Consider the following 1,455-nt stretch of genomic DNA (forward strand, 5'->3'; position numbering starts at 1 on the left):
TCTTCCCAGCCTTGGCATCCAGACACAACAGCGCTGACGGCTAAGAATATGATATCAAATAGTTTATGAACCACTTTACCTTGTTGGCGAGGATCATCGATTGATTCGAAATATTTAAATAGCTGAATATCAAGCATGAGAATGCTCCTTGAAAAAAGGAGTATAAGATCATACTTTTAAGTCAAGGTAAAGTTCGTGATCTTGCCCTGACGTCATTACTAGGTGCGTAGTCATATTTAAATTGAGTTTAAATAATAAGAACACTTGGTTTTTGAATAAAAAGATCAAGAAAACACAGCAGCCTGCTTGACCGGAACTTTCTAATGGGTGGTCCCTCTGATTCTTTATTTGTAGAACTACAAACTTGTATTAATTTATGAGCTAAATCGACACCAATTCTTAACTTATCCATAATTGGACTCCCAACTTCTACTTCAGTATAGAAGTTGGGAGTCCAATTATCTTGTTATGTTTTTTTAAGCACTACTTGAATGGTTAGATAAATAACTAATGTATTGAAAACAAAAACCACAACCCCTTCATTAATTGTCGGCTGAGTAAAACTATTAAATATAACAGCCAAAAGATAAGCCGCTATAATTGTATTCCCTCCACCAAATAAAGAGAAAAAAAGTTGTGATTTACTTTCAAAAAAGTTTATATAATTAAGTTTAATAACCACAAAAGTTGTAGCAATCAACGCTACAATATTTAAACTTACTTCAGGTGTTATCTTTAAAACAGAATTAATAAACACACCAAAAAATATTAGCACTATGTAAAGAATTGCAAAGAAGCTACAAGCCTTAATATAATTCATGTTCTTCCTTAATTTAAAACTTTACGTCGCTCTAATTCATTAGAGTACTTCTGGAGCTCGCTATAAGAAAACTCATGAACACCGAAAAGTATCACCGAAGCTACTAAAACAGTTACATTCTTAGTTGATGCACCCTGTTTAATGATAATCCATACAGAACCGGCAACACCATACACTCCAGGATTTCCCCCCAACAAGCTTGACCACCTATTGAGTTGGTTGTGAAAATCTAAAGCTTCTTTTAACTCTTCATTTGTTAAAGACCACTCAGCCCATTGTGGGTTAACGAGTGAGTCTAAACATTTAACTCTAAGCTCATTTCGTAATTGTGGGTAAGATAAATCTTGAATCATCCCCATTACTGAAATTTTATCTAAACGATTTAAATGTCGGTACAAAATAACTCCACTCATAGTCATTACTATTTGGTCTTCGTCCCCAACTAATTTATGTGTTGGTACCGCTAATATTTCAGCTAACTTCCTCATAGCTTCGCTCGAATTTTTAGGTAGAGAGTCAGGGCAAGAGCATGAAAAAAACACTATAAATTCAATACCTTTTCAAGATAAGCTGTACTGCGCATCGCTTTCTTCTGCTTTGCTGGCATACCTTTACTAAAACTGGTTTCAGCCTTT

At 34.6% G+C, this 1,455-nt stretch carries 3 protein-coding genes; all 3 read right to left on the reverse strand.

The genetic code is table 11. The annotated features are described in order from the left end of the window. Positions 1 to 137: transposase family protein (locus tag I6F65_RS21310; RefSeq protein ID WP_197111189.1), on the reverse strand; the 137-nt coding region annotated here is incomplete at its 3' end. Positions 138 to 466: 329 nt separating this feature from the next. After that, entirely contained in the window at positions 467 to 820 is a 354-nt protein-coding gene (locus tag I6F65_RS21315; protein WP_197114830.1) for a hypothetical protein, read from the reverse strand. Positions 821 to 828: 8 nt separating this feature from the next. Further along, positions 829 to 1,308: a hypothetical protein gene (locus tag I6F65_RS21320; RefSeq protein WP_197114831.1), complete on the reverse strand. Its 480-nt coding sequence runs from the start codon at positions 1,306 to 1,308 to the stop codon at positions 829 to 831. Between the last annotated feature and the right edge of the window lie 147 nt (positions 1,309 to 1,455).

This window comes from Pseudoalteromonas sp. SWXJZ94C (genome assembly GCF_015864385.1).
Lineage (GTDB): Bacteria > Pseudomonadota > Gammaproteobacteria > Enterobacterales > Alteromonadaceae > Pseudoalteromonas.